Origin of the sequence: Kitasatospora sp. NPDC059827 (genome assembly GCF_042731675.1) — a bacterium.
Lineage (GTDB): Bacteria > Actinomycetota > Actinomycetes > Streptomycetales > Streptomycetaceae > Kitasatospora.
In genome coordinates this window covers 76,673-103,447 of the sequence record NZ_JBHWIV010000016.1, presented here as the reverse complement: position 1 = coordinate 103,447, position 26,775 = coordinate 76,673, and the positions used below count along the sequence as shown (strand labels likewise).

The window sequence follows — 26,775 nt, the reverse complement described above, 5'->3', positions numbered from 1 at the left end:
GACGGTCGGCTGCACAACCCGACGATGTCGACTAATCGTCAGTGGGCGGAGGAGGCCGCGCCCATGCCGTTCCCGACTCGGGCCCAGCCCCAGCCCCAGCCCCGATCAGGCCCCGAGGAAGCGCTGGAGCTCGTCCAGCACGAAGTTCGCCCCCGTGTACCCGATCCCCTGGAACCACAGCTGGTCGTCCACCGGGAACGCCCGGTGTGCCTTGACCGCCCCGAGGCCCTGCCACCCCGGGCTCGCCAGTGCCGCCTCCTCGCCCGCCTTCTCCGGGTCGCCGTAGGTCGCGTACAGCAGCAGGTCGCCGTCCGCCCTGCCGATCTGGTCGAGCGGGATCTCGAAGTCGGACTGGTCGACGTTCTGCGCGTCCGGCCGCCCCACCCCGGCGTCGGCCAGCACGCTGCCGGGGAAGCTCTGGCGCCCGAACAGCCGGATCCCGCCGCCCTCCGTGAACCGCACCAGGCTCACCTTGCGCCCGGACAGCTTCGCCGCCGCCAGCGCCCCCGCCACCTGCCCGGCGTGCTTCTGGTACGAGGCGACGAAGGCCGCCCCGGCCGCCACCCGGCTCAACGCCTGGGCGTGCAGCTGGAAGTTCGCCTTCCAGGGCGCCCCGGTGGTCTGGGTGAGCACGGTCGGGGCGATCGCCCGCAGCTGCTCGTACCGGTCGCCGTCGCGGGTCTGGTTGGAGAGGATCAGGTCCGGCCGCAGCGCTCGCAGGGCGGCGAGGTCGGGCGCGCCGGCCGGGCCGACCAGCCGGACGCCCGCCGTGCGGGAGGCAGGCCAGTAGGCGGGGAAGCCGGTGTCGGCGGCCGGGAGCGCGGCCCCGACCGGGGTGATGCCCAGGGTCAGCACGGAGTCGAGTACGTCGGTGTCCAGCACGACCACCCGCACCGGCTCGCCCGGCACCTGCACCGGCCCGGTCGCGGCGTTCACCGTCACCGGCGGCAGCGGGGTGGGGGAGGGCGTGCCGCTCGCCTCGAAGTCCGCGGCCGGCGGCTGCGAGCCCCCGGAGCCGCTGCACGCCGTCAGCGCGGCGGCCCCGCCGAGTCCGCCGAGCCCGGCGAGGAACGTACGGCGGGAGATCCGGGAGATCCGGGGCATCGGCGGGTCCTCGGGCGGTGAGGCTGCGGTGGGCCCGTCGATTATGTCCGAAATGGTGGCTAAAAGGTCGTTAAGCGTCCACGGTCTCCGCCGTTTCGGCCGCCGCCGTCCACGGCGCCCCCGGCACGACCAGCGGAGTGCCCGTCACCGGGTCCGGCACCACCACCGAGTCCAGCCCGAACACCTCGCGCACCAGCTCCGCCGTCACCACCTCGCCCGGGGGGCCCTCGGCGACCACCCGGCCGTCCCGCATCGCCACCAGGTGGTCCGCGTACCGGGCCGCCTGGTTGAGGTCGTGCAGCACGGCGACGACCGTCCGGCCGCGCTCGACGTTCAGCCGGCGCACCAGGTCCAGCACCTCCACCTGGTGCGCGATGTCCAGGTAGGTGGTCGGCTCGTCCAGCAGCAGGACGTCGGTGCCCTGGGCGAGCGCCATCGCGATCCAGGCCCGCTGGCGCTGCCCGCCCGACAGCTCGTCCATGCTGCGCTCGGCCAGCTCCGCCGTCGAGGTGCGCTCCAGCGCCTCGGCGACGGCCGCCTCGTCCTCCGCCGACCACTGCTGCCACCAGCTCTGGTGCGGCTGGCGGCCGCGCGAGACCAGGTCCGCCACCGAGATGCCCTCCGGCGCGGTCGGCGACTGCGGCAGCAGGCCGAGCCGCTGGGCGACCCGCTTGGTCGGCATCCGCGCCAGCTCCAGCCCGTCGAGCAGCACCGCGCCGCGCACCGGCTTCAACAACCGGCCCAGCGCCCGCAGCAGCGTCGACTTGCCGCAGGCGTTCGGGCCGACGATCACCGTCACCCGCCCGTCCGGGATGCCGACGTCCAGGCCCTCGACGACCGTGCGCGCCTCGTAGGCCAGGGTGAGGCCCCGGGCCTCCAAGCGGTGCGGGCCCGCCGTCGTACGGTGCGTGCTCGCGGTCATCGGGAACCTCCACGGCGGGATCGGATCAACAGCCACATCAGGTACGGCGCGCCGACCATGCCGGTCACCACGCCCACCGGCAGCTCGGTCGGGGCGAGCAGCCGCCGGGCGATCAGGTCCGCCAGGACCACCACCAGCGCCCCGGTCAGCGCCGAGCACAGCAGCGGCACCTGCACCGAACGGGCCAGCCGCAGCGCGATCTGCGGGGCCATCAGCGCCACGAAGTCCACCGGCCCGGCGGCGCCCGCCGCACAGGAGGCCAGCACGATGCCCAGCAGCGCCATGCCCAGCCGGATCCGGTCCAGCCGCAGCCCGAGGCCCACGGCCGTCGCGTCGTCGAAGGAGATCGACCGCTGCGCCCGCGCCGCCCACAACGCCACCGGCAGGGTCGCCAGCAGTACCCAGGCCAGCCACCCGGCCTGGTCGAAACCGGTGCCGTTCAGGCTGCCCGTCATCCACACCTTCGCGGCCTGCGCCTGGAAGCCGTCGCCCTTGGTCAGGAAGACGGAGGTCAGCGAGGACAGCGCCACGCTGATCCCGATCCCGATCAGCACGAAGCGCTGGGCGTGCAGCCCCCGCCGCCAGGCCAGCGCGTACACCAGCAGCCCGGCCGCCAGCCCGCCGCCGACCGCCGCGTACGGCGCCTGCCCGGTCGAGCCGACCACCCCGTACGCCATCAGCCCGACCACGGTGACGGTCGCGCCCCAGGTCACGCCCACCACGTCCGGGCTGGCCAGCGGATTGCGGGCGACGGTCTGCACCAGCGCCCCGGCCAGCCCGAGCGCCGCCCCGACCAGCAGCCCCACCACCACGCGCGGCAGCCGGAACTCCCCGACCACCAGCTCGTCCGGACTCGGCTGCCCCAGCACCACCTTGACCACCTCGCCCGGCGAGACGGTCGACTCGCCCAGGCACAGCGAGGCCACCACCGTCGCCGCCAGCACGACCAGCAGCCCGCCGGCGGCCAGCGCCGACCGCCGGTGCAGCAGGAACGAGGCCCGCCCGGCCCGCACCACCGAGTAGCCCCGGAGTGATACCGACGTCATGCGCCCACCTCGCTGCGCTCGGCAGGGGCATGCCCCAACGCGCACCTCTCAACGGTTCCCTCGCTGCGCTCGCTCACGCCGCCACCACCTTCCGCCGCCGCACCAGGGCCACCAGCACCGGCACCCCCACCAGCGCCGTCATCACGCCCGCCGGGACCTCCGAGGGCGGGAACAGCACCCGGCCGAGGGTGTCCGCGAGCAGCAGCAGGGCCGGGCCGAGGACGGCCGAGAAGGCGAGGATCCAGCGGTGGTCGGCACCGGCCACCGCCCGGGCGGCGTGCGGCACGGCGAGGCCGATGAAGGCGATCGGGCCGGCCGCCGCGACCGCCGAGCCGGTCAGCACGGTGGCGCCCAGCGCGCCGATCGCCCGGACCAGGCCGGTCTTCGCGCCCAGCCCCTTCGCGGTGTCCTCGCCGAGCGCCAGCGCGTCCAGCCCGCGCGCCACCGCCACCACCAGCACGGTGCCGACGGCCAGGAACGGCAGCAGCTGCCAGGCCACGTCCGCCGTCCGGCCGGAGAGCGAGCCGACGTGCCAGAACCGGAACTGGTCCATGGTGGCCGCGTCGGTGGTCAGCACCAGGGTGTTCAGCGAGGCGATGAACGCGGACATCGCCGAACCGGCCAGCGCCAGCTTGATCGGCGTCGCCCCGCCCCGGCCGCGCCCGGCCAGGCCGTAGACCAGCACGGTGGCGATCACGGCGCCCGCGAAGCCGAACCAGACGTACCCGGTGAGGGTGGAGACCCCGAAGCCCGAGATGGCGACCACCACGCCCGCCGCCGCGCCCTGCGAGACCCCGAGGATGCCGGGGTCGGCGATCGGATTGCGGGTCAGGCCCTGCATCACCGCGCCGGCCAGCCCGAGCGCGGCGCCCACGGCCAGCCCGACCACCGTCCGGGGCACCCGCAGCTCGCGGATCACCACGGCGTCGGCGGAGCCGCCGCCGTGCAGCAGCGCGTCGACGGTCGCCGACAGCGGCACCGTGCGGCTGCCGACCGCCAGGCTCAGCAGCACCGCGACGGCCAGCACGGCCAGTGCGGCGGCGAGCCACAGTATTCGGTGACGGGGTGTCCGCCGTCTGCCCGGCGGTGCGGTGGTGGTGCCGGTCGGTGCGGTGGTGTCGGTCATGAGCCCTCTCCGCGGAAAACTCAGGTAAACCTAAGTTCCGCCTCGGAGGCGGGGCAAATCGCCTCGTCCCGGCCCGGGCCCGTTGGGTAGCCTGGCGGCATGCCCGCGACCCCGCCCGCCCCGCTCACCGTCGGCTTCGACCTGGACATGACGCTGCTGGACACCCGTCCCGGCATCCACGCCACCTACCGGGCGCTGTCCGCCGAGACCGGCGTCCCCGTCGACGCCGACCTGGTGGTCACCCGGCTCGGCCCGCCGCTGCTGGACGAGATCCGCAACTGGTTCCCGGCCGAGGAGGCCGAGCGGGCCGTCGCCCGCTACCGCGAGCTGTACCGCGAGCACGCCTTCGCCCCGACCGTGCCGCTGCCCGGCGCCCACGCCGCCGTCGAGGCGGTCCGCGCCCACGGCGGCCGGATCGCCGTGATCACCGGCAAGTACGAGCCGAACGCCCGCCTCCACCTGGAGCACGCCGGACTGGACGCGGACGTCCTGGTCGGCGACCTCTGGGCGGAGACCAAGGGCGAGGCGCTGCGCGCGCACGGCGCGAGCATCTACGTCGGCGACCACCTCGGCGACATCGTCGGCGCCCGGCACGCGGATGCCGTCGCGGTCGCCGTGGCCACCGGCCCGTACGACGCCGACCAACTGCGCGAGGCCGGGGCGGACGTGGTGCTCGCCGACCTCACCGGCTTCCCGGAGTGGCTCGACCGGCACCTCGGCCCGAACCAGGACTCCCGGGGCCAGGACTCCAGGGGCCAGGACTCCAGGGGCCAGGACTCCCGGGGCTAGGACTCCTGGGGCGCGATCCGGGCGCGCTGGGCCCGGGCGTTCAGGAACAGCCCGGTCAGCGCGGACAGGAAACCGGCCGGCATCAGCATGCTCAGCCAGTACATGGCCGTCGGCAGCGGCGTCAGGTGCAGGAACAGCGGGACGAAGGTGACCAGGGTGGCGAGCGCGCCGACGCCGAAGACCACCGTCCCGGCCTTGACGTACACGTCGCCGGGTTCGGCGCTCTGGCTGCTCACGTCCGCTCACTCCTCCGAGCCGCGCCGGGCCGCCCGTCCGGGGCCCGGTCCGCGCCCCAGTCTGGCAGAACCGCCCCCGCGGCGGCCCACCGGAGCGGCTCGGTCACGTTGCGCAGTTTCCCGGCAGCGATGCGTTTTGATCCCTGCTGGGCGAGGGTATGCAGGGGGTGCCGAGGGGCGCTACAGGTGCGTCCCGTGTCCTCAGACCCGGGGGTGTGAGCCGATGGACTGCGCAGAACCGCGCCCCGGCCGTGCCAGTACCGGGTCGTCCGTGACCGCGAGATCCCCGCGCGCCCGTCGGCCCCTCCGGCCCTCGGAACGCGGAGCGATCGCGGACCGCTGACGAGGCAGTGACGGACCATTAGTCTGCTCCTGACAACGCGCCGGCCGTGAGCGCCCACGGGCTCCGAGTCGAGGTCGGCCGTCTTTCTCCCCACACCACCCAGTGATCCCCGGCCAGGGCCGGGATCCCTCACACCCATTCGAGGACTGTTCGAGATGCCCACCGGCCAGGTCAAGTGGTTCAACGAGACGAAGGGCTTCGGCTTCCTGTCGCGCGACGACGGTGACGACGTCTTCGTCCACACCAAGGCGCTGCCCGCCGGTGTCACCGTGCTGAAGCCGGGCCAGCGGGTCGAGTTCGGCGTGGTCGCCGGACACCGCGGGGACCAGGCGATGGCCGTGCAGCTGCTGGACGCGCTGCCGTCGGTGGCCGCCGCCCAGCGCCGCAGCGCCGACGACATGGCGCCGATCGTCCAGGACCTGATCACCACCCTGGACGCGGTGCTGCCCGGCCTCCAGCGCGGCCGCTACCCGGCCAAGCCGACCGGCCAGAAGCTGGCCGGCCTGCTGCGCGCGGTGGCCGACCAGTTCGACGTCTGAGGCCCCGAGGGGTCTAGAACGCGAGCGCACCCGGGTCGAGCGGGGGCACCAGCCCCTCCGCGGCGGCCCGGGTGAGCAGCGCGCGGACGGCCTGGTAGCCCTCCTCGCCGAGGTCGGCGGTGAACTCGTTGACGTACAGCCCGATGTGCTGGTCGGCCACGGCCGGGTCCATCTCCTGGGCGTGCGCCAGCACGTACTCCCGGCTGGCGGCCGGATCCGCCCAGGCCTGCCGGACGGACGCGCGGATCGTCGCGGCGAGCTCGCGCAGCCGCTCGGCGCCCAGCGAGCGCCGGGCCACGATCGCCCCCAGCGGGATCGGCAGGCCGGTCTCCGCCTCCCAGGCCTCGCCCATGTCGGCCAGGCTGTGCAGGCCGTACTGCCGGTACGTGAAGCGGGCCTCGTGGATCACCAGGCCGGCGTCCACCCGGCCGTCCCGGACGGCGGGCATGATCTCGTGGAACGGCAGGACGACGATCTCGCCGAAGCCGCCCGGCACCGCCTTCGCCGCCCAGAGCCGGAACAGCAGGTAGGCGGTGGAGCGCTCGGAGGGCACCGCGACGGTCCGCCCGGCCAGGTCCGCGGGCGAGGCCACGCCCGGCAGGGTGAGCACCAGCGGCCCGCAGCCGCGCCCCAGCGCGCCGCCGCAGGGCAGCAGGGCGTACTCCTCCAGGACCCACGGCAGCGCGCCGTAACTGATCTTCAACACGTCCAGCTCGCCGCGCTCGGCCAGGCCGTTGGTGATGTCGATGTCGGCGAAGGTCACCTCGGGGGCGTCCGCCCCGGGGACTTCGCCGTGCGCCCAGGCGTGGAACACGAAGGTGTCGTTCGGGCAGGGCGAGTACGCGATGCTCAGCCGTTCAGCCACGGTCGGCCTCCTCGATCAGTTCTCGGACGGGAAGCGCGGCGAAGGCCCGCTCCAGGGCGGCCAGCGCCTCGCCGATCCGCCAGGCGGCCCGGTCGCGCGGGCCCACCGGGTTGGACACGGTGCGCAGCTCGAAGGCCGGCACGCCGAACCGGGCGGCGGCCTCGGCCACGCCGAAGCCCTCCATCGCCTCGGCCGCGGCCCCCGGGTGACGGGCGGCCAGCGCGGCGGCCCGCCCGGTGCTGCCGGTCACCGTGGAGACGGTCAGCACCGGGCCGGTCACGGCCCGGACGTCGCGGTCCGCCAGGGCCCGTTCGGCCAGGGCGACGACCGCCGGGGGAGGGGTGTGCCGGGTGGTGCCGAAGCCCAGCTCGGTGACGTCGGCGAAGCCCTCGGGGGTCTCGGCGCCGAGGTCGGCGGCCACGAGCGCCGACGCCAGCACGGTCGCGCCGACCGGCGCGTGCGGGGCGAAGCCGCCGGCGATCCCGGCGGAGGCGACCAGGCCGTACGGGCCGGCCGCCAGCGCGGCGCAGGCGCCCGCCGCGGCGGCCGCCGGGCCGACGCCCGCGGCCAGCACGTCCACCGGTGCGCCCGCGCAGCGGTGCAGGGTGCCGCCGGGCAGCGGCAGGTCGGCGGCGCCGCCGGGCAGGCCGCGCAGCACCGCCTCGGCCTCGGCCGGCACCGCGACGACCACGAGCAGCCGGGCCCGTTCGGGGCCCGGCTGCCCGGGGTGCGCTTCGGAGACCTGCGCGGTCATCGCGGGGAGCGTCAGTCGTTCTTGGTGTTCAGCTGGAAGTACCAGACCGCGATCGGGCTCTCCGACTTCTTGTCGATCTCGACCACGGTGATCACGGTCTTGCCGCTGGAGTTCAGCACCTTGCCCGCGGTCTGGGAGCCGGAGAAGCTCGGGCCCTGGGCGTAGGAGAACAGGCTGGTCTGCCCGCCCTGGCTGCTGGCGCCACCGTTGCTGGAGGCCCACCAGCCGGTCTTGGCCACGTTCGGGCTGACGCCGACGCCGATCCGGTCGCTCGCCCGCACGTCGGACTGCGGGAGGTCGCCGCTGGCCAGGGCCTGCTTGGCCTTGGTCTGGCACTGGTCCTGCTGGTCGTCGCTCAGCGGGCTGCCGTCGTTCCAGCACAGCGGGTCCGCGACGGTCGACGTGGTGCCGACCTGGAGGGTGGCCCGGTGGGTGTTGTGCTCGGTCTGCCCGGCGGCGATCGCGACGGAGGTGCCCACCGTGGCGGCGCCGACCACGACGACGGCGCCGAGGGCGGCGATGACACGGGTATTGAGGCTCATGCGACAGAATCTACCGGGCCCGGGCGATCACGCGACGCGGGGGTCGGCCACCGCGTGTTGCCCGGTCGTGGAAACCGACCGGTTCAGGCCACTTCAGGCCACCCTGGGCGCGGCCGGGTGCCGCCGCAGGCCCAGCCGCAGCAGCGAGCGGGCCGTCCACAGCAGCACCAGGCCGACCACCGAGGCGGCGATCGACAGGCCCAGCACCCCGTTCAGCGGCAGCACGATGCCGACCCCGCCGCCGACCACCCAGGACATCTGCATCAGGGTCTCCGAACGGGCGAACGCCGAGGTCCGCACCGCCTCCGGGACATCCCGCTGGATCAGCGCGTCCAGCGCCAGCTTGCCGAACGAGGCCGCCATCCCGGACACCGCGGCGACCAGAACCACCGTCACCACGCCGTACCAGAGCGCGGCCGCCGCCGTCACGCAGGTCGCCAGCAGCAGCATCGCGGTGACCGTCGCCTCCGGGCCCCGGGTGCGCAGCCAGGAGCCCAGCACCGAGCCCAGCGCGTTGCCCGTCCCGGCGGCCAGCGCCACCAGGCCCAGCGCCAGGGTCGGCCGCAGGCCGCCGATCGGGTCGGTGCGCAGCAGGAAGGCCAGGAAGAACACCAGGAAGCCGACCAGCCAGCGCATCCCCGCCATCGCCCGCAGCGCCAGCACCACCGAGGGGCCGACGGTGCGCAGCGAGGCCTTGACCTTCGGGGGCTTGTGGTGGATCAGGTGCGAGCCGCCGCCCGGCCCTTCGGCGGACACCTCGGCGTGCAGCACGGCCCGCTGCTCGCCCTTCGCCGAGTCCACCGCGTGCGGCAGGTGGAAGGCCATCAGGGTGCCGATCACGAACACCAGGAAGGCGCCGCGCAGCGGCCAGCCCGGCCCGATCAGGTGCAGCAGCCCGCCCACCGCGGCCGCCACCCCGGTGGCCAGCAGCCCGGCCAGGGTGACCCGGGAGTTCGCCTTCACCAGGGACAGCCGGCTCGGCAGCAGCCGGGGCACCACCACGCTGCGCACCACCCCGTACGCCTTGGACGCCACCAGCACGCCCAGCGCCTCCGGGTAGAGCGCGATGCCGCCGCCGGAGATCACCCCGGCCATCGTCCAGGCCAGTACGGCCCGGGCCAGCATCGACATCGCCATGGCGGCCCGGCGGCCGTGCGGCAGCCGGTCCAGCAGCGGGCCGATCACCGGGGCGAGCAGGGCGAACGGGGCCATCGTGATCAGCAGGTAGAGCGCGACCCGGCCGCGGGCCTCGCCGGTGGGGACCGAGAAGAAGATGGTGGAGGCCAGCGCGATGGTGATCAGCATGTCGCCGAAGGAGTTCAGCGCGTGCAGCTCGATCAGCTTCGCCAGGCCGGACTCGCCCGCGCCCTCGGCCGAGGTGGCCCGGCGGATCCGGCGGCCGGTGCCGTGCACCAGCTTGCCGGTGCGCAGGCCGGCGGCGGAGGCGGTGCGGACCAGGAAGGGGCGGTGGGGCTCGGGGGCCTCCTCGTCGGCTTCCCCGTCCCCGGCGGTTTCCTCGTCGGCGCCGCCCGTGACGGCGTCCGTGACGGCGTCCGCGACGGCTCCTGTGACGGGGCGGTCGGGCTTCTCCAGGTCGACCCGGTCGGCTGCGGACGGCCCGCCGCCCGCCACCGGCTGCGGTTCGCCCGCATCGGGGAGGGGAGACTGTTGTCGCGGCGCGGCCTGCGTCTCGTCGGGGCTGCCGGCCTGCGAGGGGCGCAGTGCGTGCTGCGACGGGTTTTCGTCCGCCACAAGCCCATCCTGCCCCAGATTCGCCGGGGTGACGCGGGATTCGGCTCCGCTCGGCGCGGCCTCCGGAAGGCTCTGCTCCGCCCCGGACTGTGCCGGGGCGCCGACCGGCGGGTAGCCTGCCCCAAGGTCCGCCCGCGTGGGCGCCGGGGCGCCGGCAGGCCGGACGGGCGGCGCGGTCGGTACCCGTGGCGGCCCCAGGTCGCGCAGAATGGACGCGGGACTACCGAGCCGCGACGGAGAAGGCAACACGCCGTGGGCGACAGAAGAACTGGGAGAGAATCGACGCCGTGAGTGCTGCGATGCGAAGCCGTACCCCCGACCGGCTCTGTGCCGACGCCGTCGAACTCGCCCGCCAGGCTGCCGAGGAGGCCGTCGGGCCCGAGGCCGTCGGCCCGCACCTCGGTGCGCAGGCGGACGCCGACCGCGTCGTCACCCACAGCTTCGAGTGCCTGGACGCGGCCTACCGCGGCTGGCACTGGGCGGTCACCGTCGCCCGGGCCCCGCGCGCGAAGAACGTGACCGTGGACGAGGTCGTGCTGCTGCCCGGCCCCGACGCGGTGCTCGCGCCGGAGTGGGTGCCGTGGAGCGAGCGGCTGCGCCCGGGCGACATGGGCCCCGGCGACCTGCTGCCCACCGGCGCCGACGACGCCCGGCTGGAGCCGGGCTGGACCGGCGAGGACGAGCCCGCGCCGAACTCCGCCGTCGCCCTGGCCGCCGAGGAGGACGTGGTCCTCAGCGACCCGCACGTCCAGCCCGCGCCGGCCCGCGCCCGGATCAACGCCGTCGCCGAGGAGCTCGGCCTGGGCCGCAGCAGGGTCCTCTCCCGGCTCGGCCTGCACCTGGCCGCCGACCGCTGGGAGAAGGCCCACGGCTCGCAGACCCCGATGGCGCAGGCCGCCCCGGCGGCGTGCGGCAGCTGCGGCTTCCTGATCACGATCGGCGGCTCGCTCGGACAGGCCTTCGGCGTGTGCGGCAACGAGTTCGGCCCGGCCGACGGCCAGATCGTCTCCTTCGCGTACGGCTGCGGCGGGCACTCCGAGGCGGCCGTCATCCCGGCTCCGCCGGCGCCGTCCGAGCTGATCCTGGACGAGCTGGTGGTCGAGCCGCTGCAGCTCCACCCGGACCGGACCTCCGGCTCGGTCGAGCCGGACGCCCCGGCCGAGGAGCTCGGCCACTCCTGACGTTCCCCGTCCGCGGCCCGTCCCACTGAACCGGTGGGACGGGCCGCGACGTTGTTGCCGGTAGGGGCGCCCGCCGGTGGCGGGGCCCCGCACGCCTGCCGTCCGTGGGGACTCCCCCCAGCCCACGGGCGGCAGCAGGGCGGGCCGTCGGACCCGGCAGTGGGGTGCCGGCCCGGCGGTTCCGCCCCCTCCGACCCCCTCCGCCCCCTCCGGCCCCCTCGGCCTTCCTCCGCCTCCCTCGGCCCCTTCCGCCGGCCCGCTCCGCCCTCCGCCGGTTCGCGTGGTGCTCCTGGTCCCCCTGGGACGGGAGTGGCGGACCGTACGGCCGGGCGGTCCGCCGCCGACCGGCCCCCGCCTGCGGATTCCCGCGCCCGGCCGGGCCCCGCGCCGCCCCCGGACCGGGCAGTGGTCGGGAGCAGTCGGTGGGGCAGGGAAGAATGCCCTACGACGTACAGGGCGGCGGAAGGTGGCAGGTCCCGTGGAACCTCGGATCATCGGCAGCGGCACGGACGAGCACCTCGCGGACCCGTTCGGGAGCGCCGCGCTGCGCCGACGGGTGCTGGACGCCTGGGTCGCCTCCCCGGCCCGGTTCCGGGAGGACGCCAACGCCGAGGAGGAGCTGGCGCTCGGCGGCTACCGCGACCGCCTGGTCGTCGAGTTGGCGCAGAACGCGGCCGACGCCGCGGTCCGGGCCGGGCGCGGCCCCGGGCGGCTGCGGCTGACCCTGGCCGACGGCGTGCTCGCCGCCGCCAACACCGGCGCCCCGCTGGACGCGGCGGCCGTCGAGTCGCTGTCCACCCTGCGCGCCTCCTCCAAGCGCGGCGAGGAGCCCGCCGTCGGCCGGTTCGGGGTCGGCTTCGCCGCCGTCCTCGCCGTCACCGACGAGCCCGCCGTGCTCGGCGCCGCCGGCGGGGTGCGCTGGTCGCTGGGCGAGGCCCGCTCGCTCGCCGAGGCGCAGCCCGCGCTGGCCGACGAACTGCGCCGCCGGGACGGCCACGTGCCGCTGCTGCGGCTGCCCTTCGCCGCCGAGGGCCCGGCCCCGGACGGCTACGACACCGTGGTGGTGCTGCCGCTGCGCGACGCCGCCGCGGAGGACCTGACCCGCCGTCTGCTGACCGCCGTCGACGACGCCCTGCTGCTCACCCTGCCCGGCCTGTCCGAGGTCGTGGTGGAGACCCCGGAGGGCACCCGGACGCTCACCCGGAGCGCCGCCGAGCCCCGCCCGGACGGCGTCACCGAGGTGACCGTCACCGACGACGGGGGCGGCCGGCTGCGGCGCACCCTCTGGCAGACCGCCGGCGCCACCGGCCGGCTGGCCGCCGAACTGCTCACCGACCGGCCCACCGAGGAGCGCGCCCGCCCGTACTGGACGGTGACCTGGGCCGTCCCGGTCGAGGAGGACGGCACCCCGCAGCGGCCCGCCATCGCGCCGGTGCTGCACGCGCCCACCCCCAGCGACGAGCCGATCGGCCTGCCCGCGCTGCTGATCGCCTCCTACCCGCTGGACTCCACCCGCCGGCACATCGCCCCCGGCGCGCTCACCGACTTCCTCACCGAGCGCGCCGCCGACAGCTACACCGACCTGCTGCGCGCCCGCGGCGCCGACCTCGGCTCGCTCGGCCTCGTCCCCGGGCCGCTCGGGCAGGGCGCGCTGGACAACGCGCTGCGCGCGGCGGTGCTCTCCCGGCTGCCCGGCACGCCGTTCCTGCCGCACCCCGGCGGCGTCGAGGAGGGCACGCCCGCGCTGCGGCCGCGCGACGCCACGCTGCTGGAGGGCGCGGACGGCTCGGTGGTGGAGGCGCTCGCGCCGATCTTCCCCGGCCTGCTGCCGGCCGGACTGGAGCGCCGCACCGAGCTGCGGGTGCTGAACGTGCGCCGGGTGCCGCTGGCCGACGTGGTCGACCAGCTCGGCGGGCTGGACCGCGACCCGGCCTGGTGGCGCAACCTGTACGCGGCGCTCGGCGCGGCCGACCCGGAGGCGCTCGGCGCGCTGCCCGTACCGCTCGCCGACGGACGGACCGTCACCGGGCCCCGGCGGGTCCTGCTGCCCTCCGAGGACGCCGACTGGGCGGCCTTCCCCGGCTACCCCGAGTCGCTGGCCGGGGCACTCGCCGCGCTCGACCTGCGGCTGGCCCACCCCGAGGCCGCCCACCCGCTGCTGGCCAAGCTGGGCGCCGGCACCGCCACCCCGGCCGGGGTGCTGGACACCCCCGAGGTGCGGGCCGCCGTCGCCCGCTCCTACGAGCTGGCCGACGACGACCTGGACGCGGCGCTGGAGCTGGCCGACGCCGTCCTGGCCCTGGTGAAGGCCGCCGCCCCGGCCGTCGGCGACCACCCCTGGCTGGCCCGGCTGGCGCTGCTGGACGACGAGGGCGAGCCCGCCCGGGCGGGCGAACTGGTTCTGCCCGACAGCCCGTTCGCCGCGCTCGCCCGCGAGGAGGACGCCGGCTGGGTGGACGACGAGCTGCTGGAGCGCTGGGGCCCCGAGGTGCTGGCCGCCGTCGGCGTGCTGGCCGACTTCGTGCTGGTGCGCGCCGAGGACGTGGTGCTCGACCCGGACGACCTGGAGCGGCTCGACCCGACCGCGCCCGCCGACCGGGCGGCCGGCGGCCACCCCACCGGGCTGCTGGACGAGGCCCCCGACGGGCTCGCCGAGTGGGCCGAGGACGCCCTGGAGGCGCTGAACGCCGACGAGGTGCTCGGGGTCCCGCCGGTGGCCGCCGAACTGCTGGCCGTGCGCGACCTCGACCTGGTGGACGACGACGCCTGGCCCGAGGCGCTCGCCGCGCTCGCCCGCCCGCCGTACCGGGAGGCCGTGGTCAACCCGGTGCGCACCCTGCTGCCCGACGGCAGCTACGCCGACCTCCCGCCGTACACCGCGTGGTGGCTGCGCGACCACCCGGTGCTGGGCGGCCGCGAGCCCGCCGGGCTGCGCGCCGCCGGGGCCGACCCGCTGCTGCGCGGCCTGTACGACGAGGCCCGCACCACCCTGGACGACCAGTTCCTGCACGCGCTCGGGGTGCGCACCACGCTGGCCGCGCTGCTCGCCGAGCCGCACGGCCCGGACGAGGCGCTGGACCGGCTCACCGACCCGGCCGCCGAGGTCGGCCACCGCCAACTGCACGGCATCCACAGCGCGTTGGCCCGGGTCGACCGGGACCGGATCGAACCGCTCGACGTGGTACGGGCGTTGCCGCCGCTGGACCCGGCCACCGGCCGCCGCCCGGACCACACGGTGGTGGTGGACGCCACCGAGGCGGTCGTCGCGGACGCCCCCGACCTGGTCCAACTCCTGCACCCGTACCCGCTGCTGCCGGTCGCCCCGGCGCTCGCCGCGGACCTCGCCGAGCGGCTGCACGTGTCGCTGGCCAGCGAGGTGGCCGGCGGGCGGGTGCTCTCCGAGGGCGTGCTGCACCGGGTCCCCGCCGTGGTGCGGGAACTGCTGCCCGGCTGCCCGGTCGCCTACGAGGAGCACGAGGAGCTGCTGGTGGTCGGCCCGGACGGCGGCGAGGCCTCCGTCGACTGGCGCTGGGACCACGCGGCGGACGCCCCGGAGCCGCCGTACGACCCGGAGCTGGCCGAAGCCGGCGACGAGGACGACGAGTTCGAGGTCCCGCCGGTGCCCGGCCTGCTGCACGCCGCCACCCCGGAGGGCCTGGCGGCCGGGCTCGCCTGGTCGGTCGGCCAGTGGCACCGGCGCTTCGAGGTGCTGGCCGCGCTCAGCGAGCCGGACCGGGCGTACGAGCTGTCCGCGGCCCGGGACTTCGAGGGCTGAGCTCAGCGGTCGCGCGGCCTGAGCCGCAGGTAGACGGTGGTGGTGACGGTCAGCCAGACCGCGCCGAGCGTCACCACCGCCGCCGCCTTCACCGCGGGCGTCGGCCGGACCGTCAGGCCGACGCCCGCCATCGCCAGTGCCGCCAGCCCGGCCGCCAACAGCCCGCCCAGGAAGGCGATGAACGCCTCCAGATCCCCGCCCCTGCGTGCCATCGGGCACCCCCTCTCGGGGAAATGCTAAAGGTGCCGACGGGGGCGGGGCTGGTCGGTCACTCCATGCCGCGGCGCTTCATCCAGGCCCAGGCGCACTCCAGGACGATGCCGCAGACCACCGCGATGGCCACGCCCGTCCACGGGTCGCGCTGGCCGACCAGGGAGAGCTCGAAGAAGTTCGACAGGAACGGCACCAGCAGCACCAGCGCGAAGGCGAGGCCCATGGTGCCGATCAGCAGCAGGCGCCACCAGTTGTACGGGCGGGCGACGATGGCGAGCACCCAGATGGCGATCAGGAAGAGCGTCAGGGTGGCCACGCTGGTGTCGGCCCTGAGGTCGGTGGCGTGGTCGGAGCGGGCCAGCGCGTAGGCGACGAAGGTGCCGGTGCCGGCGATCGCGCCGCCCGGGATCGCCAGCCGCAGCACCCGCTTCACGAAGCCGGTGCGGGCCCGCTCGTTGTTGGGGGCGAGGGCGAGGAAGAAGGCCGGCACGCCGATGGTGAGGGTGGACAGCACGGTGGAGTGCCGGGGCAGGAACGGGTACGGCGAGTGGGTGAAGATCACCAGCAGCGCCAGCAGCACCGAGTAGACCGTCTTCACCAGGAACAGGCCCGCGACCCGCTCGATGTTGCCGATCACCCGGCGGCCCTCGGCGACCACCGAGGGCAGCGTCGCGAAGGAGTCGTTCAGCAGCACGATCTGGGCGACCGCCTTGGTGGCGTCCGAGCCGGTGCCCATCGCCACGCCGATGTCGGCGTCCTTGAGCGCCAGCACGTCGTTGACGCCGTCGCCGGTCATCGCCACGGTGTGGCCGCGGGACTGCAGCGCCCCGACCAGCTCGCGCTTCTGCTGCGGGGTGACCCGGCCGAAGACGCTGGTCCGGTCGGCGGTCTCGGCGAGCTGCTCCGGGTCCTTCGGCAGCGTGCGGGCGTCCACCGGGCGGTCCGCGCCGGGCAGCCCGAGGTGGCCGGCCACCGCGCCGACCGAGACCGCCGCGTCGCCGGAGATCACCTTGGCCCGGACGTTCTGGCCCTCGAAGTAGCGCAGGGTCTCGGCGGCGTCCGCGCGCAGCCGCTGCTGGAGCACCACCAGGGCCAGCGGGGTGAGCCCGGAGGCCGGGTCGGGGGAGTCCAGCGGGACGGGCGTGCGGCCCAGCAGCAGCACCCGCAGGCCCTTGGCGCCCAGCTCGTCCACCTCGGCGAGCGCCGGGTGCCCGGTGGGCAGCAGCACGTCCGGGGCGCCGAGCAGCCAGCTGGCCTCGCCGCCCTGGGGCTCCAGCAGCTGCACGCCGCTCCACTTGCGGGCCGAGGAGAAGGGCATCGCCTCGATCACCCGCCAGCCGTGGCCGCCCGGGCCGGCGCCGTCGCCGCGCCCGTACGCGTCGATCACGGCCTGCATGGACGGGTTGGGGCGGGCGTCGGCCCCGGCCATCACGGCGAGCGCGTGCTGGACGGTGTCCCGGTCGGGCGGGGCGGAGCCGCCGTCGGCGATCAGCCGCAGGTCGATGACGTCCATGCCGCCCTCGGTGAGGGTGCCGGTCTTGTCCAGGCAGACGGTGTCCACCCGAGCCAGGCCCTCGATCGCCGGGAGCTCCTGGACCAGGCACTGCTGGCGGCCCAGCCGGATCACGCCGATCGCGAAGGCCACCGAGGTCAGCAGCACCAGGCCCTCGGGGACCATCGGCACGATGCCCGCCACCATCCGGCGCACCGCCTCGCGCCAGTCGCGGCCCTCCACGGCCAGCTGGCTGATGATCAGACCGATCGCGGTGGGGATCAGCAGGTAGGTGATGAACCGCAGGATGCTGTTGATGCCGCTGCGCAGCTCCGACTTCACCAGGGTGAACTTGCTGGCCTCCTCGGCCAGCTGGGCCGCGTAGGCCTCCCGGCCGACCCTGGTGGCGGTGAACGCGCCCGCGCCGGCCACCACGAAGCTGCCGGACATCACCTGGTCGCCGGGCTGCTTGAGGACGGGGTCGGGCTCGCCGGTGAGCAGCGACTCGTCGATCTCCAGGCCGTCCGCCTCGGTGACCTCGCCGTCGACGATCACCTTGTCGCCGATGCCGAGCAGCACGGTGTCGTCGAGGACGATCCCGGAGACGGCGATCTGCTGGACGGCGCCGTCCCGGCGGACCTGCGGCCTGGCCTCGCCGATCAGGGCCAGGCTGTCCAGGGTCTTCTTGGCGCGCAGCTCCTGGAAGATGCCGATCGCCGTGTTGGCGACGATGACCAGGCCGAACAGGCCGTCCTGGATCGGTCCGACGACCAGGATGATTCCGAACATGATGCCGATGATGGCGTTGAAGCGGGTGAAGACGTTGGCCCGGACGATCTCCTCGGTCGACCGGCTGGACCGTACCGGGACGTCGTTGACCTGCCCGTTCGCCACCCGTTCGGCCACCTCGGCGGCCGTCAGGCCGCCGCGCCGACCGGGCAGCAGCCCGAGCGGGTGCGCTCCGTCGGGATGGTCTCCGCCGGTCGGCTGCTGCTCTTCCGCGGGCTGGGCAGGCTGCGTCATGGCACCGACTCTACGGGCGCCTTATGTCCGGTGCGTGCTACTAAAGGACTATTCAGTCCGACTGGGTGGCAGGGCCGGTGCCGCCCCCGGCGGCGCCGTCCGCCTGCGGTGCGGCGGCCTCGGCGGCGCGGCTGCGGGCGATCGCGTCCCGGCGGGCGCGGCAGTACCAGAGGCCGATCAGGCCGAGCAGGCCGCCGGAGAGGCAGATCCACGGCCAGCTGCCGTGGTCGTGGTCGGAGAGGGTGCCCTGGAAGGGGAGCAGGGCGACGAAGGCGACGAACCACAGCACCGTGCCCGCGCCGACGATGGCGACGTCATTGGCCTCCAGCGGAGGGGGCGAGGGGTGCAGCGGCGTCTTGGGCATGGGGCCTAGCGTACGGTGCGCGGGGGCTCCCGGGGCGGTGGGGGCTCCGAGGGGTGCGGCGGGGCGCCGGCTCGGCCAGGGGCGGGCTCTACGCGCGAAGATAGCGCGTGTGCGACCGGGAAACCATACTTGAGGGTCCACGCCCGGCCGCCGTCGCCACGGGCGTTCTCCCCCTCCTCAGCTCCCCCACAGAGGACGCACGCATGCCTGTGGTCCAGCCGACCACCGAGTCGCCCGAACCCGCGGAACCCACGCCCCCCACCGGCGCCCTGGACCGCTACTTCAAGATCAGCGAGCGCGGCTCCAGCCTGCCGCGCGAGATCCGCGGCGGTGTCGCCACCTTCTTCACCATGGCGTACATCCTGGTGCTGAACCCGATCATCCTGGCCAGCGCCACGGACATGACCGGGGCCCACCTGGACAGCGCCCAGCTGGTCACCGCCACCGCCCTCACCGCGGGTCTCACCACCCTGCTGATGGGCGTGATCGGCAACGTGCCGATCGGCCTGGCCGCCGGACTCGGCGTCAACACCATCGTGGCGCTCCAGCTCGCGCCCAGGATGACCTGGCCGGACGCCATGGGCATGGTGGTGCTGGCCGGCTTCGCGATCATGCTGCTGGTCGCCACCGGCCTGCGCGAGCGGGTCATGAACGCCGTGCCCCTCGGCCTGCGCAAGGCCATCGCGATCGGCATCGGCCTGTTCATCAGCCTGGTCGGCCTGGTCGACTCCGGCTTCGTCAGCCGCATCCCGGACGCCGCCCACACCACCGTCCCGCTGCAGCTCGGCGGCAACGGCCACCTGCTCGGCTTCCCGGTGCTGGTCTTCGTCTTCGGCCTGCTGCTGACCCTGGTCCTGGTCATCCGCAAGGTGCCCGGCGCCATCCTGATCAGCATCGCGGCCTCCACCGTGCTCGCCCTGGTGCTCGACAAGGTCGCCGACGTGCCGGCGCTCAAGTGGGGCCTCACCGTCCCCACCTGGCCCGGCAACCCGGTGGCCGCCCCCGACTTCGGGCTGGTCGGCAAGGTCAGCCTGTTCGGCGGGTTCGAGAAGGTCGGCGTGCTCACCGGCGTGCTGTTCGTCTTCACCGTGCTGATGTCCTGCTTCTTCGACGCGATGGGCACCATCCTCGGCGTCGCCGACGAGGCCCACCTGCTGGACGAGAAGGGCGACCTGCCGGGCATCAACAAGATCCTGATGGTCGACGGCATCGCCACCGCGGCCGGCGGCGCCACCTCCGCCTCCGCCAACACCTGCTTCGTCGAGTCCACCGCCGGCGTCGGCGAGGGCGCCCGCACCGGCTTCGCCTCGATCGTCACCGGCCTGCTCTTCGTGGTGGCGCTGTTCCTCACCCCGCTCGCCACCATGGTCCCCGCCCAGGCCGCCACCCCGGCCCTGGTCACGGTCGGCTTCCTGATCCTGGCCAACTCGATCAAGGAGATCGACTGGGCGGACTACACCATCGCGATCCCGGCCTTCCTGACCATCGTGATGATGCCGTTCACCTACTCCATCACCAACGGCATCGGCTTCGGCTTCATCGCCTTCTGCGTGCTGCGCCTGGCCGCCGGCCGCGGCCGCAGCGTCCCGGTGCCGCTCTACGCGGTGGCGGCGGTCTTCGCCTTCTACTACCTGATGCCGGCCTTCGGCCTGCTCTGACGGTCGTACGGCCCGTAGGGCCCTTCCCGCCACGTGCGGGGAGGGCCCTACGGCTTTCTCAGTGCACGCGGAACCGCCCAGAAGGCGGCCTGGCGGTGCGGGTCGGTGCAGTCGATGACGAGCTTCCAGTGCAGCGGCATGTAACCGGTCCTACCGGTTACGGGCGGGGGTGGCAATCACCGACGGTCGGAAGGTGTCAAAAAGGCGACCGTGTAGGGCAGTTGGCGGCGGGAATACTGGCTGGACGGAGACGGGGAGGGGACTCGACCGATGGTGCAACAGGATCCGCCCGGGGGCGTCGAGGCGCGACTGCTGCCGGAACTGTTCTGGCGGGCGGACAAGGCCTCGCTGGACGGACAGCGCGAGACGCTCCGCTGGCACCGTGGACTGATCGCCATGCTGGTGGTCGCCGCGCTGATCGGCTCGCTCCCGGGCCCGGACCACAAGGGGGACGGCGATATCAAGCCACTGTTCTCGGTGGCCGCCTTCCTGATCGCCGGCTACTTCTGGTCCCGGCTGCGCCGCGGCAACCCGCAGGGCCGGTGGTACGAGGCGCGGGCGGCGGCCGAGTCGGTCAAGACGCTCGCCTGGAAGTACAGCGTCCGGGCCCGGCCGTTCGGCGGCGAGGCCGACTCGCCGGACGCCGACCGCGGCTACCTGCTCCAGGTCGAGGACGTGCTGCGGGCCTTCGAGGACCCGGAGATCGTGCCGCCCGGCAGCGTCCCGGAGATCACCGAGGAGATGCGCCACTCCCGGGCCGGCAGCCTCACCGCCCGGCGCACCCTCTACCTGCGCACCCGGGTCGAGAGCCAGCGGACCTGGTACCGCTCCCGGGCCGAGTCCTGCGAGTCCCAGGCGGTCTCCTGGGGGCTCGGTATCGCGACGCTGATCATCATCGGCGCCGCCGCGGCGATCGCCCAGGCCACCGGCGCCCTGGAGGTGCACATCTTCGGGGCCAGCTCGGCCGCCGCCGCCGCGATCATCGCCTGGACCCAGCTCAAGCAGCTGCGCCCGCTGGCCGCCGCCTACCAACTGGCCGCGCGCGAGCTGGAGAACGTCGGCAACCAGCTCTCCGACCTCGACCTCAAGACGCCGGACGCCGAGGAGCGCTGGGCCCGGCTGGCCGCCGAGGCCGAGGACGCCGTCTCCCGCGAGCACACCACCTGGCGGGCCCGCCGGGCCTTCCCCCGGTAGCTCCGGCCGGGCGGCGCGCCAGTCCAACTCCGGGGAGGGGCTGGGGAGATCCGGCGAAGCGGGGCCACGCCGGGGGCACAGGTGTGCGGGGAGCGTGAGAGTGGGGCGCCGAGGCGCGGAACGTGACCATTACGTGTCCATGCCCTGGTTTCATCGCCTCCGCGCGACCCGCAGTCCCTGCCCGGAGGCCCCCTGTGCGCATTCTCCTGATCGCCACCGCGTTCAACAGCCTGACCCAGCGCGTCCACACCGAGCTGCGCGAGCGCGGCCACCAGGTCGCCGTCCAACTCGCGCTCGGCGACGAGCAGATGAGGGAGGCGGTGGCCCGGGTCGACCCGGAGCTGATCGTCTGCCCGATGCTCACCAGGGCCGTCCCGGCGGACATCTGGTCCACCCGGACGGTCCTGATCGTGCACCCGGGCCCGAAGGGCGACCGCGGCCCCTCCTCGCTCGACTGGGCGATCACCGAGTCCGCCCGGCACTGGGGCGTCACCGTGCTGCAGGCCGTCGAGGAGATGGACGCCGGCGACATCTGGGCCTGTGTCGAGTTCCCCGTCCCCGACCGCGGCAAGAGCGAGCTGTACCGGGGCGAGGTCGCGGACGCCGCCGTCGAGGCCGTCCTGCTGGCCGTCCAGCGGTACGAGGGCGGGCTGTTCACCCCCGAGCCACTCGACTACGCCCGCCCCGACGTACGCGGCGAACTGCGGCCCCTGCTGCGCCAGGAGACGCGCCGGATCGACTGGCAGCAGGACGACACCGCCACCGTGCTGCGCAAGCTGCGCGCCGCCGACTCCCAGCCCGGCGTGCTGGACGAGCTGTACGGGCGGGAGTTCTTCCTGCACGGCGGCCACCCCGAGGACGAACTGCGCGGCCCCGAGCCCGGCGCCGTGCTCGCCACCCGGGACGGCGCGATCTGCCGGGCCACCGTGGACGGCGCGGTCTGGATCCCCCAGCTGCGCCCGCGCCGCACCCCGGGCGGGCCGGTCACCTTCAAGCTGCCCGCCGCCACGGTGCTCGCCGACGAGCTGCACCGAGTCCGCGAGGTGCCGGTGACCCCGGAGCAGGCCGCCCGCCGGGACACCTGGTCGGAGCTGCGCTACCACGAGGACGGCGAGGTCGGCTTCCTCGAATTCGCCTACGCCGGCGGGGCGATGGGCACCGAGCAGTGCCGCCGGCTGCTGGCCGCCTACCGCGCGGCCGCCGACCGGCCCACCTCGGTGCTGGTGCTGGGCGCGCCCCGGGACTTCTACTCCAACGGGATCCACCTCAACGTCATCGAGGGCTCGGCCTTCCCGGCGCTGGAGTCCTGGGAGAACATCAACGCGATGGACGACCTGGTCGAGGCGATCCTGACCACCGACGACAAGCTGACCGTCGCCGCGCTGGCCGGGAACGCGGCGGCCGGCGGACTGATGCTGGCCCTGGCCGCCGACGAGGTGTGGTGCCGGGAGTCGGCGGTGCTCAACCCGCACTACCGGCTGATGGGCCTGTACGGCTCCGAGTACTGGACGTACACCCTGCCCGCCCGGGTCGGCGCCGAGCAGGCCGAGCGGCTCACCACCGAGGCACTGCCGGTCGGGGCCGCGCACGCGCGCCGGATCGGCCTGGTGGACCGCACGGCCGGCGGGGACGCGGCGGAGTTCCGCCGCTGGACGGCCCGGGAGGCCGCCCGGCTGGCCGGCTCGCCGGAGCTCACCGGGCGGCTGGTGGACAAGAAGCGCCGCCGCGCCGAGGACGAGGAGGCCGAGCCGCTGGCCGCGTACCGGGCGGAGGAACTGCGCCGGATGCACGGCAACTTCTACCGGGCGGGCGAGCCGTACCACGCGCTGCGGCGGGACTTCGTGCGCAAGGCCTGCCCGGCGGCCACGCCGGAGCACCTGACGGGGCTGCTCGGCCGGCCCTGAACTCCGGTGCGGCGGTGGGGTGGTGACGTCCGGCGTGGCGGTGAGGCGGTGACGTCCGGCCGGGGTGGGGGACCCGGCCGGACGTCCGTTCGTGGGGCCGCCCGGCTCAGCGCCGGGCAGCGGTGCGGCTCAGCGGCGGCCGCTGGCCGTCCGGCTCAGCGGCTGCCGCTGCGGCGGGACGCGGGGCGTCCGCGGGGGCAGCGGGGCGGCCGGGCCGACCAGCAGCGGCTGGGTGCTGGGCTTGCTCGGGGAGACGGCGAAGGCCAGCGAGCCGAAGAACACGTAGCAGCCGAGCCCGACCCCGAGCGGGAAGATGAACTGCAGCGCCATCACCCCGTCCTGGGTCGACTGCGAGGCGTCGAGGCGGACCGAGAGCGCCGCCATGCCGGTGTAGTGCATCGCGCAGACCGCCACGCCCATCACCGGCGCCGCCGCCAGCACCGCGAGGGTGCCGCGGATGTTCAGCGCGGCCCAGAGCGCGGCCGTGGCGGCGAACACCGCGATGCCGATCGAGAGCCCGACGGTGACGTGGTCGTAGCCGAGCCGGCCGGGCAGCACCATCGCGGCCATGCCCAGGTAGTGCATCGCGGCGACCCCGAGCCCGGTGGTCAGCCCGCCGACCAGCAGGGACAGCACGGGGTGGCCCCGCCAGTACCCGACGGTGAACAGCCCGATGCCGACCACCGCGACGGCGACCAGCAGGCTGAGCACGGTGAGCCCCGGCTGGTAGGTGATCTCGGCGCCGGTGACGGAGAAGCCGAGCATTGCGATGAAGTGCATGGACCAGATGCCGGCGCCGAGCGAGGTCGAGGCGAAGAGCAGCCAGACGACGCGGCTGCGGCCCGTCGAGACCAGTGCCCAGCGGGCGCTGCGCAGGGCGACGAAGGCCCCGAGGCAGGCGACGAAGTACGAGACCGCCGGTGTCACCCAGCCGTGGTCGGCATGATGGATCTCACCCAATTGAGCTCCCTGGACGAGGGGTTGAGGGCGCCAGGGTTCGGGCGGAGGTGGCCGGCGGGGGACCGGGAACGGGTGGGACGCGCGCGCAGACGGGCACGGAGGGGGCTCCGCCGAGGGGAGACCTGGCGTGGTGATGCCCCTGACAACCCGGGACAGTAACCACTGCCCGGTGGTCGCACAAGGTTCGCGCTTTTCGTGAAGTCCCAGGTCAGGAACGACCTTTACGCGGTCTGCAAGATCTCGGCACCAAGCCCTGACATCGCCTGCGCACGGCCTCCGGGCGGCTTGGTGCGTTACTCCAGCGGGGCCAGCCCGAACGGGTGCCCGGCCGGGTCGATCAGCACCTTGAGCGTGCGGCCGTGCTGGTAGCTCGGCTCGGTCGCGCCGAGCGCGAGGGCCTTCGCGGTGGACTCCTCCAGGTCGTCCACGTAGAAGTCCAGGTGGAAGTGCTTGCTGCCGTCCGGCTCGGTCCACGGCTCCGGGCGGTAGCCCGTCACCCGGCCGAAGCCCAGCGGGCTGCCGCCTTCCGGGTTGTCCAGGATCGCGAAGCGCTCGTCCACGTGACGGGTCTCCCAGCCCAGCAGCTCGCCGTAGAACGAGGCCAGCGCGACCGGGTCGGCGCAGTCGATGGTGACCATGGCGAGCCGGGCGAAGCCGGAGTCGTCCGGCGCGGACTGCTCGGACTGCGCCGATCGCTCGGACTGCGCCGGCCGCACGGACTGTGCGGATTGCGCGGGTTGCTCGGAGGCGAGGTCGGACATGTCTGGTCGGCCCTTCCGGGAGGCGGGAACGATCACCCCTCACCAATATGGCACCGGGCCGATCCTCCGGCGCGGTGGGAACCCGTTTTTCCTTAGCGAGAGTAATGACGTAAGCTAAAGAGATGCCCGAGATGTCCGAGCCGGACCTCGCAGCGATCTCACAGCTGCGGTCGTCCACGATGCGCCTCTCCCGACGACTCAAACACCAACGGGTGGAGGAGTCGCTGAGTCCCACCGAGATGGGAGTGCTGGGCACCCTCGCCCGGTGCGGGAAGGCGACGCCGGGTGAGCTCGCCCGGAAGGAGCACGTGCAGCCTCCTTCGATGACCAGGATCGTCGCGATGCTGGAGGAGAAGGGGCTGGTGCGGCGCGAGCCGCACCCCGAGGACCGCCGCCAGGTGGTCGTCAGCAGCACCGAGCAGGCCGAGACGATCCTCGCGGAGAGTCGTCGGCGCCGAAACGTCTGGCTCGCCGAGCTCGCCCAAGGGCTCGACGACGAGGAATGGGCCGTCCTCAGGGAGGCCGCGCCCGTGCTCTACAAGCTCGCCCACCTGTAACTCGTACAGATCGAGGCACACCGACCCCGGCCGGCCGCCGGGAGGAGAAGGAGCCCGCATCACCGCAGGACCGACCACCGTTACCAGGAGCGCGACGGCCCCCGCCAGGGCCGTCGCGCCGCGAGGGGAGACCACCGTGACACCGCCGGCCGCAGCCAGCGCCGCCGCCCGTACCGACGACCCGACCAACGACCCCGCCGCGGACCGCACCGCGGCCGCCGACGCCCAGGCCCCCGCCCCCAGCGGGCTGCCCGGCAGCGGCGACGACGACCCCGACGAACGCACCGCGGCGCACCCCGCCGCTCAGCGCCGGACCCACCCGGCCGCATCTCCCACAGGAGCCCGTTTCACCAGGCCCGGGGGGATGTTCTCCTCCCTGCGCGTTCGCAACTACCGCTACTACTTCGCCGGTCAGGTGGTGTCCAACACCGGCACCTGGATGCAGCGGATCGCCCAGGACTGGCTGGTCCTGAGCCTCACCGGCAGCCCGCTCGCGGTCGGCATCACCACCGCCATGCAGTTCCTGCCGATGCTGCTGCTCGGCCTGTTCGGCGGCGTGCTCGCCGACCGGATGCCCAAGCGCCGGCTGCTGATCTGCACCCAGGGCGCGATGGGCCTGCTCGCCGCCGGCCTGGCCGTGCTGACCGTCGGCGGCGTGGTGACGCCGTACTACGTGTACGCCTTCGCCCTGCTGCTCGGCCTGGTCACCGTGGTCGACAACCCGACCCGGCAGGCCTTCGTGTCCGAGATGGTCGGCCCCAAGGACCTGGCCAACGCCGTCAGCCTGAACGCCGCCAACTTCCAGACCGCCCGGCTGGTCGGCCCCGCCGTCGCGGGCCTGCTGATCGCCGCGGTCGGCAGCGGCTGGGCGTTCGCCGTCAACGCGCTGTCCTTCGCCGCCGTGATCGGCGGACTGCTCGCGATGCGCGAGTCCGAACTGCGCCCGACCGAGCCGATCGCCCGGGAGAAGGGCCAGCTGCGCGAGGGCCTGCGCTACGTGAAGGAGCGGCCCGAGCTGCTCTGGCCGATGGTGCTGGCCGGCTTCATCGGCACCTTCGGGTTCAACTTCCCGACGCTGCTCGCCGGATTCGCCCACGACACCTTCAAGGTCGGCGCCGGCCAGTACGGCCTGCTGAACACCATGATGGCCGTCGGCTCGCTGGCCGGCGCGCTGCTCGCCGCCCGCCGGGGCGCGCCCCGGCTACGTCGGCTGGTCGGCGCGGCCCTGGCCTTCGGCGTCCTGGAGGTGGTCGCGGCCCTCGCGCCCGACTACTGGACCTTCGCGCTGCTGCTGACGCTGATCGGGGTGTTCGGGCTGAGCTTCAACACCTCGGTCAACTCCATGCTGCAGCTGTCCACCGACCCCGAGATGCGCGGCCGGGTGATGGGCCTGCTGGTGCTGGTCTTCACCGGCGGCACGCCGATCGGCGCCCCGGTCGTCGGCTGGGTCACGGCCTCGTACGGTCCCCGGCTGGGCCTGCTGGCCTGCGGCGTGGTGTCCGCGCTGGCGGCCGGCGCGGTCGGTCTGGTGCTGGCCCGCAGCGCGGACCTGCGGGTGCGGTTCGACCTGCACCCCGGTCGTGGCGGGCGCGTGGTGGCCGTCGTGCCGCGGCACGTCCCGGCCCGCAAGTCGGAGCTGGCCGCAGCCTGCTGACGGCCCGTCAGGACGCCTCGG

Annotated in this window: 23 protein-coding genes; 9 read left to right on the top strand and 14 right to left on the bottom strand. The window is 74.6% G+C overall.

Going from position 1 to position 26,775, the window contains the following annotated elements; all coding sequences use genetic code 11:
* Positions 1-105 precede the first annotated feature (105 nt).
* The 4 genes from ACFV8H_RS13450 to ACFV8H_RS13435 form a co-directional block, all read right to left on the bottom strand.
* Entirely contained in the window at positions 106-1,104 is a 999-nt protein-coding gene (locus tag ACFV8H_RS13450; protein ID WP_380399244.1) for an ABC transporter substrate-binding protein, read from the bottom strand.
* Between the two features lie 70 nt (positions 1,105-1,174).
* Positions 1,175-2,026 (bottom strand): ABC transporter ATP-binding protein, encoded by an 852-nt coding sequence (locus ACFV8H_RS13445; RefSeq protein ID WP_380399242.1) that lies wholly within the window; start codon positions 2,024-2,026, stop codon positions 1,175-1,177.
* Positions 2,023-3,072 (bottom strand): FecCD family ABC transporter permease, encoded by a 1,050-nt coding sequence (locus ACFV8H_RS13440; protein ID WP_380399240.1) that lies wholly within the window; start codon positions 3,070-3,072, stop codon positions 2,023-2,025. Before ACFV8H_RS13440 ends, ACFV8H_RS13445 begins: the two co-directional genes overlap by 4 nt.
* Positions 3,073-3,145: 73 nt before the next feature.
* On the bottom strand, positions 3,146-4,198 hold the full coding sequence (locus tag ACFV8H_RS13435; RefSeq protein WP_380399238.1) for a FecCD family ABC transporter permease: 1,053 nt from the start codon (positions 4,196-4,198) through the stop codon (positions 3,146-3,148).
* A gap of 99 nt (positions 4,199-4,297) precedes the next feature.
* Between ACFV8H_RS13435 and ACFV8H_RS13430 the strand changes: the two genes are divergently transcribed.
* A complete protein-coding gene (locus ACFV8H_RS13430; protein ID WP_380399237.1) occupies positions 4,298-4,987 on the top strand; it encodes an HAD family hydrolase in 690 nt (229 codons plus the stop codon).
* On the opposite strand, the gene ACFV8H_RS13425 is transcribed toward ACFV8H_RS13430, so the two are convergent.
* Positions 4,984-5,223, bottom strand: a complete 240-nt coding sequence (locus tag ACFV8H_RS13425) for a hypothetical protein (RefSeq protein ID WP_380399235.1) — start codon at positions 5,221-5,223, stop codon at positions 4,984-4,986. The two genes, ACFV8H_RS13430 and ACFV8H_RS13425, sit on opposite strands and share 4 nt — an antisense overlap.
* Positions 5,224-5,721: 498 nt before the next feature.
* On the opposite strand from ACFV8H_RS13425, the gene ACFV8H_RS13420 reads away from it, so the two are divergent.
* Entirely contained in the window at positions 5,722-6,105 is a 384-nt protein-coding gene (locus tag ACFV8H_RS13420) for a cold-shock protein (protein ID WP_350504961.1), read from the top strand.
* A 13-nt stretch (positions 6,106-6,118) separates the two neighbouring features.
* On the opposite strand, the gene ACFV8H_RS13415 is transcribed toward ACFV8H_RS13420, so the two are convergent.
* The 4 genes from ACFV8H_RS13415 to ACFV8H_RS13400 form a co-directional block, all read right to left on the bottom strand.
* Positions 6,119-6,970, bottom strand: a complete 852-nt coding sequence (locus ACFV8H_RS13415; RefSeq protein ID WP_380399233.1) for a menaquinone biosynthesis family protein — start codon at positions 6,968-6,970, stop codon at positions 6,119-6,121.
* On the bottom strand, positions 6,963-7,724 hold the full coding sequence (locus ACFV8H_RS13410) for a futalosine hydrolase (protein ID WP_380399231.1): 762 nt from the start codon (positions 7,722-7,724) through the stop codon (positions 6,963-6,965). The genes ACFV8H_RS13415 and ACFV8H_RS13410 overlap by 8 nt, the downstream gene beginning before the upstream one ends.
* 11 nt (positions 7,725-7,735) lie before the next feature.
* On the bottom strand, positions 7,736-8,266 hold the full coding sequence (locus tag ACFV8H_RS13405; protein WP_380399229.1) for a hypothetical protein: 531 nt from the start codon (positions 8,264-8,266) through the stop codon (positions 7,736-7,738).
* A 93-nt stretch (positions 8,267-8,359) separates the two neighbouring features.
* Positions 8,360-9,724, bottom strand: a complete 1,365-nt coding sequence (locus tag ACFV8H_RS13400; RefSeq protein WP_380399308.1) for an MFS transporter — start codon at positions 9,722-9,724, stop codon at positions 8,360-8,362.
* 593 nt (positions 9,725-10,317) lie between these two features.
* Here ACFV8H_RS13400 and ACFV8H_RS13395 point away from each other — a divergent pair.
* Positions 10,318-11,199 (top strand): DUF3027 domain-containing protein, encoded by an 882-nt coding sequence (locus tag ACFV8H_RS13395; protein WP_375888854.1) that lies wholly within the window; start codon positions 10,318-10,320, stop codon positions 11,197-11,199.
* Between the two features lie 478 nt (positions 11,200-11,677).
* On the top strand, positions 11,678-14,974 hold the full coding sequence (locus ACFV8H_RS13390; RefSeq protein WP_380399227.1) for a sacsin N-terminal ATP-binding-like domain-containing protein: 3,297 nt from the start codon (positions 11,678-11,680) through the stop codon (positions 14,972-14,974).
* 2 nt (positions 14,975-14,976) lie between these two features.
* Here ACFV8H_RS13390 and ACFV8H_RS13385 read toward each other — a convergent pair whose 3' ends face one another.
* From ACFV8H_RS13385 to ACFV8H_RS13375, 3 genes are read right to left on the bottom strand one after another with little or no spacing between them, the layout of a single operon-like run.
* On the bottom strand, positions 14,977-15,186 hold the full coding sequence (locus ACFV8H_RS13385; protein WP_380399225.1) for a hypothetical protein: 210 nt from the start codon (positions 15,184-15,186) through the stop codon (positions 14,977-14,979).
* 56 nt (positions 15,187-15,242) lie between these two features.
* Positions 15,243-17,702 carry an HAD-IC family P-type ATPase gene (locus ACFV8H_RS13380; RefSeq protein ID WP_380399223.1) on the bottom strand — a complete coding sequence of 820 codons (2,460 nt, stop codon included), beginning with the start codon at positions 17,700-17,702 and terminating at the stop codon, positions 15,243-15,245.
* Positions 17,703-17,754: 52 nt separating this feature from the next.
* On the bottom strand, positions 17,755-18,066 hold the full coding sequence (locus ACFV8H_RS13375) for a DUF2530 domain-containing protein (protein ID WP_380399221.1): 312 nt from the start codon (positions 18,064-18,066) through the stop codon (positions 17,755-17,757).
* A 203-nt stretch (positions 18,067-18,269) separates the two neighbouring features.
* Between ACFV8H_RS13375 and ACFV8H_RS13370 the strand changes: the two genes are divergently transcribed.
* The 3 genes from ACFV8H_RS13370 (at position 18,270) to ACFV8H_RS13360 (ending at position 22,822) form a co-directional block, all read left to right on the top strand.
* A complete protein-coding gene (locus ACFV8H_RS13370) occupies positions 18,270-19,724 on the top strand; it encodes an NCS2 family permease (RefSeq protein ID WP_380399219.1) in 1,455 nt (484 codons plus the stop codon).
* Positions 19,725-19,994: 270 nt separating this feature from the next.
* Positions 19,995-20,918, top strand: coding sequence for a DUF4231 domain-containing protein (locus ACFV8H_RS13365; RefSeq protein ID WP_380399217.1), 924 nt, complete (start codon positions 19,995-19,997; stop codon positions 20,916-20,918).
* A 194-nt stretch (positions 20,919-21,112) separates the two neighbouring features.
* A complete protein-coding gene (locus ACFV8H_RS13360; RefSeq protein ID WP_380399215.1) occupies positions 21,113-22,822 on the top strand; it encodes a hydrogenase maturation protein in 1,710 nt (569 codons plus the stop codon).
* Positions 22,823-22,951: 129 nt separating this feature from the next.
* Here the strand turns inward: ACFV8H_RS13360 and ACFV8H_RS13355 are convergent, their stop codons facing one another.
* Positions 22,952-23,782 (bottom strand): MHYT domain-containing protein, encoded by an 831-nt coding sequence (locus tag ACFV8H_RS13355; RefSeq protein WP_380399213.1) that lies wholly within the window; start codon positions 23,780-23,782, stop codon positions 22,952-22,954.
* Between the two features lie 293 nt (positions 23,783-24,075).
* On the bottom strand, positions 24,076-24,543 hold the full coding sequence (locus tag ACFV8H_RS13350) for a VOC family protein (protein ID WP_380399211.1): 468 nt from the start codon (positions 24,541-24,543) through the stop codon (positions 24,076-24,078).
* Between the two features lie 122 nt (positions 24,544-24,665).
* Here ACFV8H_RS13350 and ACFV8H_RS13345 point away from each other — a divergent pair, with 122 nt between their 5' ends.
* Together ACFV8H_RS13345 and ACFV8H_RS13340 are read left to right on the top strand one after the other, a co-directional pair.
* Entirely contained in the window at positions 24,666-25,100 is a 435-nt protein-coding gene (locus ACFV8H_RS13345) for a MarR family winged helix-turn-helix transcriptional regulator (RefSeq protein ID WP_375888556.1), read from the top strand.
* Positions 25,101-25,236: 136 nt separating this feature from the next.
* Positions 25,237-26,754 carry an MFS transporter gene (locus ACFV8H_RS13340; protein ID WP_380399209.1) on the top strand — a complete coding sequence of 506 codons (1,518 nt, stop codon included), beginning with the start codon at positions 25,237-25,239 and terminating at the stop codon, positions 26,752-26,754.
* The last annotated feature ends 21 nt before the right edge of the window (positions 26,755-26,775 follow it).

Excerpts from the sequence above, each read along its gene's own strand:
- ACFV8H_RS13440 (WP_380399240.1), bottom strand. The coding sequence starts at position 3,072 with ATGACGTCGGTATCACTCCGGGGCTACTCGGTGGTGCGGGCCGGGCGG.
- ACFV8H_RS13350 (WP_380399211.1), bottom strand. The coding sequence starts at position 24,543 with ATGTCCGACCTCGCCTCCGAGCAACCCGCGCAATCCGCACAGTCCGTG.
- ACFV8H_RS13420 (WP_350504961.1), top strand. The coding sequence starts at position 5,722 with ATGCCCACCGGCCAGGTCAAGTGGTTCAACGAGACGAAGGGCTTCGGC.
- ACFV8H_RS13410 (WP_380399231.1), bottom strand. The coding sequence starts at position 7,724 with ATGACCGCGCAGGTCTCCGAAGCGCACCCCGGGCAGCCGGGCCCCGAA.
- ACFV8H_RS13385 (WP_380399225.1), bottom strand. The coding sequence starts at position 15,186 with ATGGCACGCAGGGGCGGGGATCTGGAGGCGTTCATCGCCTTCCTGGGC.
- ACFV8H_RS13395 (WP_375888854.1), top strand. The coding sequence starts at position 10,318 with ATGCGAAGCCGTACCCCCGACCGGCTCTGTGCCGACGCCGTCGAACTC.
- ACFV8H_RS13370 (WP_380399219.1), top strand. The coding sequence starts at position 18,270 with ATGCCTGTGGTCCAGCCGACCACCGAGTCGCCCGAACCCGCGGAACCC.
- ACFV8H_RS13450 (WP_380399244.1), bottom strand. The coding sequence starts at position 1,104 with ATGCCCCGGATCTCCCGGATCTCCCGCCGTACGTTCCTCGCCGGGCTC.
- ACFV8H_RS13375 (WP_380399221.1), bottom strand. The coding sequence starts at position 18,066 with ATGCCCAAGACGCCGCTGCACCCCTCGCCCCCTCCGCTGGAGGCCAAT.
- ACFV8H_RS13430 (WP_380399237.1), top strand. The coding sequence starts at position 4,298 with ATGCCCGCGACCCCGCCCGCCCCGCTCACCGTCGGCTTCGACCTGGAC.
- ACFV8H_RS13345 (WP_375888556.1), top strand. The coding sequence starts at position 24,666 with ATGCCCGAGATGTCCGAGCCGGACCTCGCAGCGATCTCACAGCTGCGG.
- ACFV8H_RS13365 (WP_380399217.1), top strand. The coding sequence starts at position 19,995 with ATGGTGCAACAGGATCCGCCCGGGGGCGTCGAGGCGCGACTGCTGCCG.
- ACFV8H_RS13405 (WP_380399229.1), bottom strand. The coding sequence starts at position 8,266 with ATGAGCCTCAATACCCGTGTCATCGCCGCCCTCGGCGCCGTCGTCGTG.
- ACFV8H_RS13380 (WP_380399223.1), bottom strand. The coding sequence starts at position 17,702 with ATGACGCAGCCTGCCCAGCCCGCGGAAGAGCAGCAGCCGACCGGCGGA.
- ACFV8H_RS13435 (WP_380399238.1), bottom strand. The coding sequence starts at position 4,198 with ATGACCGACACCACCGCACCGACCGGCACCACCACCGCACCGCCGGGC.
- ACFV8H_RS13445 (WP_380399242.1), bottom strand. The coding sequence starts at position 2,026 with ATGACCGCGAGCACGCACCGTACGACGGCGGGCCCGCACCGCTTGGAG.